At 37.1% G+C, this 6,298-nt stretch carries 3 protein-coding genes; 1 reads left to right on the top strand and 2 read right to left on the bottom strand.

Annotation, left to right across the window (positions count from 1 at the left end):
- Positions 1-440 precede the first annotated feature (440 nt).
- A complete protein-coding gene (gene ccmO / locus AC3DU7_RS21625; RefSeq protein WP_488041368.1) occupies positions 441-1,220 on the top strand; it encodes a beta-carboxysome assembly protein CcmO in 780 nt (259 codons plus the stop codon).
- A 772-nt stretch (positions 1,221-1,992) separates the two neighbouring features.
- Here the strand turns inward: ccmO and AC3DU7_RS21620 are convergent.
- A complete protein-coding gene (locus tag AC3DU7_RS21620; RefSeq protein ID WP_488041367.1) occupies positions 1,993-4,350 on the bottom strand; it encodes a PhoX family protein in 2,358 nt (785 codons plus the stop codon).
- Between the two features lie 816 nt (positions 4,351-5,166).
- Positions 5,167-5,718, bottom strand: a complete 552-nt coding sequence (locus AC3DU7_RS21615) for a hypothetical protein (RefSeq protein ID WP_488041366.1) — start codon at positions 5,716-5,718, stop codon at positions 5,167-5,169.
- Positions 5,719-6,298: the final 580 nt, after the last annotated feature.

The raw sequence follows: 6,298 nt of genomic DNA, 5'->3' as shown, positions 1-6,298 counted from the left end.
GCTAGTTAACGATCGAAGTACGAAAATTGGGGTAATTTATTTTCTGCTATTCCCTTTATTAATGCTAGTTAAGATAAACTAAAAAATTTGATTGAGAGCAGTAAATTGTTAGGCATACTTTTAGCAGATAAACAGCCGCTGGATGGTTGACAATATAACTATTTTTTGATATGAAAGGGCTTGCTAATTTCAAAAAAAATATAATATAATTTAAAAAATGTAGAGACCTAACCGATCGAACTTGACTCTCATACAGGGACAACAAATTATTTAAAATCTCTTTCGTCTTTTTCAAGTAAAGTCTAATCGGGTAAACTATATTAATTTATATTTTTGATTTCATATAAAAAATTTCAGAAGTAGCTCTAAATACCATCAGCTAGAATTTTGAAGAGAGTTTAGGTGGGTTCGCTGCTACGCCTAAGTTACAGAGGTAGAAAATGAAAATACAAACCCACAATAACCATAATCTAGAATCTCTTGAATCGCCAATCAACTTTGGAGATTCAGCTCTTGGTTTAATCACAACTAGGAGTTTTCCTGCCATAGTTGGTACTGCTGATATGATGCTGAAGTCATCTGGGGTTATTCTGGTAGGATACGAAAAAATTGGTAGTGGATATTGTACTGCGGTAGTTCGCGGTGGTGTTGCTGATGTTCGTTTAGCAATAGACTCTGGAGCAGAAACAGCGAAAGAATTTGGACAACTTATTTCTCATTCTGTAATTCCTCGACCTTTACCTAATTTAGAAGCTGTACTACCTATTGGCAGTCTTTTATTTAAGTTATCTCAAGGTAGAGTTTCTGCTGAGTTTAGAAATAAGGCAGTTGGTCTGATAGAGACTAAAGGTTTTCCAGCAATGGTGGGAGCTTGTGACGCAATGCTCAAAGCTGGTGATGTACAGTTGACTGCTTATGAAACTACAGGGGCAGGTTTATGTACTGCTATTGTGAGGGGTTCGGTTTCTAATGTGGCAGTGGCAGTAGAAGCTGGTATGCACGAAGCAGAAAGAATTGGAGATTTAAATGCTGTAATGGTCATTCCTAGAGCATTGGATGATTTAGAAAGAACATTACCTTTAGCTACTTATTTAATTGAGGAAAAATCTGAACCTCTACGTCTGCCATTGGCAATTACAGAAAAAGAAAAGGAACTTGTGAGATTACCAGATTTTTCTCAACTTCCTGTACCTATGAAAGAAGAAGTTAAGGATAAATAGTATACTTCCGTTTATTGTCTAGAGTCAAAAGTCAAAAGTAGAGAGCTCTCTGATAGATGGCATAGTTCTCCAGGATGCAAATACTTAGGGTTTGCTGATTAAAGACCAGAGTCTTTATAGCCCACGTTCCGCACGTCAAGAGCGTAACATCAAAAGTAGTATAAAAATGGTAGCTTGATAAGTATTTATACTGTAAAAATTATCTTCATTGAGCTTTCTTAGAAGTCAAATTCTCAGGAAAATATTAAGAGCATAAATACTTACATGGAGCCAGACAATTAGTCGGTATCATTCCCTACTGACTATTGACTATTGACTACTCACCTTTTATACTACATTTTGTGGTGCGGAATGTGGGATAAAGGTTTTAGCCTTTTTAGAACGTGAAAAAGTACCTGATTTTTGCCTTATAAGACTCAAAAAGTGAGTATTTTGGCGTATAGTTGGGCAGAGTTAGCAAGGGACAATTTTTCTGAGTACCTCCTCTACAACTCCCTCTAACTCTTGAGTCTTAGCTACTCTCTACTCTCTGCCTTAGCAAAAAGACTTCCATAAGCAAACCTTACTTAGTAGATAGAAGTATAGCCTCAGCACAAGAAATCTGTAACTGAGGCTATGATCGACTTAGTATCCAGAGACTCTGGGAAAAAATAGGCTGCCAAGTAGTGCCGTAGGCGAAATTCTACCAAGATAAGTGGCTTAGGGCAGCAATGTGTAACAGCAATCTTGGAAACCCGCAATGTATCTACTATAGGTCAGCGTCGGCAGAATGTCATACAAAAGAGCCACCATTTCTACGAGTAACACCAATTACAGAAGGTCTTGGCGGTAGCAAACCATTAAAACTACCTCCAGGAGTACCTATATATCCTATATTACTAGGCCAATTACTACCACGAGGTACACTTCGCTGCTGAGTAAAGAGAGTACCATCCAAATTTAACATCTCAATATCTCGACCTAGTTGAACTCCATCTCCCATTGGAGCACTTTCCCCTGGATGCTGTACAGCTAATAGTAGAGTTTCATCTACACCGCTACTATTTCTGATAAAATATGGTCCAGTCATTTCACAACGAGGAGGCCCATAAGCAAAAGGTACAACTAATCCAGCATTAGGTCCAACAACAGGAATATAGAACAACCAGTTATTACCAAATACCCCTGTTAAGCTAGAAACATTTCCAGTAGCAGTATGGTCAATATCTCTTAGCTCTCCAGCAGCACCAGTTCGGAACCCATTGTGATTACTGGTAGACATATCTGTTACACCCCAGATATTACCCAGAGTATCAATTTCTAGGTTATCCACATTAGCAAAGCCAGCACCATTTATTGCACCATCTTCTCCACTATGCTCAAAAACTGACCAACTAAAGGTTAGACTTGTAGCATCGCTGTTGGTTTCAATAATTCGGTACAGACCGCCAAACTGCTGAATAGCATCAACATCTGCAGAGTATTTGCTGACAACAAAGACTCTAGAATCTGGATATCCATCTCCACCAGGTGCATTATCTGTGTAGGCAATAAATACACTACCATCACCGGGGTGAACTTCTACGTCTTCAGGACGAGAAGTAGGAGTAGCACCTACTAAGTTAGCAGCTAAGAAAGCATCACATAAAATAGCGCCTTGGCTAGTGTAGAAATCTCCTAAAGTTCTTCCCTGATAATTAGATAATACGCTTTCATTTGTCAGGTCTACAATGAAAGACCCACCATCCTGTTCAGCTCCAGGAATACCAGCACGTTGAGGTAAGCGAATCCGGCCATCTCTTTGAGCTTCACCAAAAGCGTTTAATTCAGCTTGAGCAATCTCGCTTGGTGATAGAGGATTAGTGGGAGTGCTAGGAACTAATGGAATCCACTGACCACTACCATCAGGATTTAACCTTGCAGCATAAAGAGTTCCACTCTCAAATAATTGGCTATTATTTGGGTCAGTAGCACTAGAAACAATACCATCACTCACAAACTTCCAGGTATGACCACCACGACGGTCATCTCCCATATATGCTACTAATGGTCTGCCTGCTTCTATCCGAAATGCAATATTTTCATGGCGGAAACGACCTAGAGCTGTATGTTTCCTGTTTTGGAAACTTGGGTCTGCTGGAGAAATTTCTACCATCCAGCCATACTTTTCACCGACTAAACCAAAGATAAAACCTATCTCTTCATCTTCATCATAACCAGTTTGAGTACCGTTAGGTAATACGCCTTCTGTAACGCTACCTTGGAAGTTTTCTTCAGCAGTCAAGATTGTGCCCCAAGGAGTTGTACCACCAGAACAATTGAAGGCTGTACCAATAATTCGATTACCAAGTCCATCAGAACTTAGAGGAAATACATCAGTAGCAGCAGGTCCAGTACCTACTAAGAAGTTTTGGTCTCCAGTCTGATAGCTAGCTGGACCCCAAGATGTAATGCTTTGATAACCATCTGAACGTTCAGAGTTAATTCCTAGTCCAGATAATAGGTGTACTCGACGGTTAGCATCATCTGCTACAGGAGCATAACGACCATTACTTTTTCTAATTCTGAGAATAGATCCACCTTGGTTATAAGCAAATTCCCCACGGGTGAAGGAGCTCTCTTGAGATAAATCTAAACCTAGTACAAGTTGGTCTGTTGTGGGGAAACCAGCTAGGTCATCACCACCTATTAATGAGGATATGGGATAAGAGACATACTCATGGTTAACCCATAGGTAGCCATCATCAGGATTACCATTAATAGGGATAAAGCTTACATAGTCGCAGTTATAACCAAAGTATTCTTCTGAGTTAGGAAATACGCGATCGCCCCAGCTAACTATTACATACCTTTCAAATTCGGGAGGTACTATGACATCATCAAAATACTCATAGGATTGTAGTGCTACATCTACACCTGCCCCTACAGTACCTCCTTCTCCACCTATTCCTAAAGGTACAAAGCTAGGGTTACTTTCGTAAGCTTCTAAAGGATGTGCCAGTTTTAGTGGCGTGAAACTCAGACCCCCGGTTTGAGCTTGAGCTATTTCGGAGCTACTACCCAAAAAATTGCCAATTTTTGGTGATAGTGCTGTAGCTGCTGCGCTACATCCGAAAAACATTAATAGTTTTCTACGAGTTAGTCTGGACATAAAATTTTATTTAGTCCTCTTCTCTCCAAGAGGTGGTAGATTACGGTGTTTAAGTTTATTGCGAGCAGTATTTTTAACCTCAATCTTGTCTGTATAGTTGGTTGCTTTAAGTACTGCCTTCAGAAGTCTACCTAGATAAATTTATAATGAGTTTATAGTTAGTTTAAGCGTAATTAAAGTATTGTTTAAATTTTGGTTAATCTATCTGATTTAGCCAGTAATAAGAAGATATTTGATAATATTTTATTTCACTTTTATCAAGTTATGAAAGTTTATATAGAGTCTAATTATTGAACTTATTGAAGAAGGTTTTAGTTATTGAGGATAGAATGAATTTGAATGATTATTAGCTAGTTAAGTGTATATTATTCTTATGTTTGCCAAATAATTAAGTTTTAAAGCCTCTCCTTTAAAGGATAAACAAGAAAAAATTTTCTTTTTAATCAATTGAGTCAATCCTCTTATTTTCAAAGAGATATATAGCAATGAGCGCTGGTATATTTACAGATTGCAGGAGATGTCCAATAGCTAAAAGTCTTATATTATCGGCAATTTACTCCCCCTGTTGCCTGTTGCCTGTTGCCTGTTGCCTGCGCACAGCGCTATAATTATTAATTAGCTATCAGTTTTCAGTATTTAACTGTCAGCTAAAAATTCGATGCTTTAAGTTCCAAACTATATTTTAAAAAATTAGTGATGCGCCTTTTCTGGGGGTTTTAATCCCATATTATATATCTTGAAAAGCTGACTTCTGATAGCTTAGTGTTGATTGCTACTTCAATTATTAATTAGGGTTTGCTGAATACTCCTCTACTATTAATCGTCAATTTTTGAGTCGTCTTCATCAGAAGGAAATACTGGAGGTTTAGATGTAGGTGGTGTGGGAGATTTTTTTGACGGCTGAGGAACTATAGGTTGAGTATTGGGTGATGGTGGAGGTGGAGCTGGAATTTGAGGAGAAGAGTTGGGAGTTTGAGGTTGAGTTTTGGGTGTATCTTGATTATCATTATCAAACTTTAGTAAATATTTGGCATCGGCAAAATATCTAGTCAAATCATCAATTTCTGTATTTTTTTGCCATTCAGAACGAGATATTTTTGAGCGTAGAATTGGTACTATTTGACTTTGACGTTCTCCTAATATAGTGATAGTGATTTCTGTGATTTCGGGATTATTTTTGAATTCTTTATCGATAGTATTTTTTGCTAATTTTTCTGCTTGTTCTACAAGATTTTTATAAGAGTTATTATTGTTAGAGTTAATTAAAAGACTGGTGTTTTTCGCAGAAGCTAATATAATTTTATCTGTAGTTAAAATACTAGCTAATATTAAGATTATACTCCAGAAAATACGATAATATAAATTCATTGAGTTAAGTTTTTCAAGAATAAAAAATTATTAATTAACATAACATATAATAATTAAAGTTAATTTAAGTTTTGGTTAAAAAATTACTATAATTAGATTTCTCTGTCTGACTTGAGAATTGTCACGAAAGCGATCGCTACTCTAATCAAACTATTCCTAAAATTCAGTATTTCAGTAGTTAAGCAAAATTAATTGGTAAGCATTCAGCTATTAGCTGTCAGCTATCAGCAACAAGACTCTGTTGTTAAGGACAGTGTTTAAATTAACAACTGATTTTAAGAGCAAGGGAGGCAATTTTTGTAGTAAGGCAATTAATAAAGCGTCGATCCTAAACTAAAAGCAATAGCTGATAGCTGACGGCTGTTTGCGCAGCATTCCGGAGGAAATGCTTACATTAATTGTATATTTGATGATTGGGTTATTTGAGTTATCAGTTATCAGTTATCAGTACCTCCGATAAAGCCGATTGAAATTTTTTCATCCCCTTAAAAGGGAAGGCTTTAGACCTCATTTTTTGGTAATAGCATGTTCAACAATGAATAATGAATAATGAATAATGAATAATTACCTCTCCTTGAAA

It is taken from the genome of Okeania sp., from assembly GCF_983059655.1.
Note: the sequence above shows the minus strand (reverse complement) of the source record. Positions and strands in the feature narration are given on the sequence as shown.

Bases quoted from the DNA above. Each gene is read 5' to 3' on its own strand.
- ccmO (WP_488041368.1), top strand. From the start codon at position 441: ATGAAAATACAAACCCACAATAACCATAATCTAGAATCTCTTGAATCG.
- AC3DU7_RS21620 (WP_488041367.1), bottom strand. From the start codon at position 4,350: ATGTCCAGACTAACTCGTAGAAAACTATTAATGTTTTTCGGATGTAGC.
- AC3DU7_RS21615 (WP_488041366.1), bottom strand. From the start codon at position 5,718: ATGAATTTATATTATCGTATTTTCTGGAGTATAATCTTAATATTAGCT.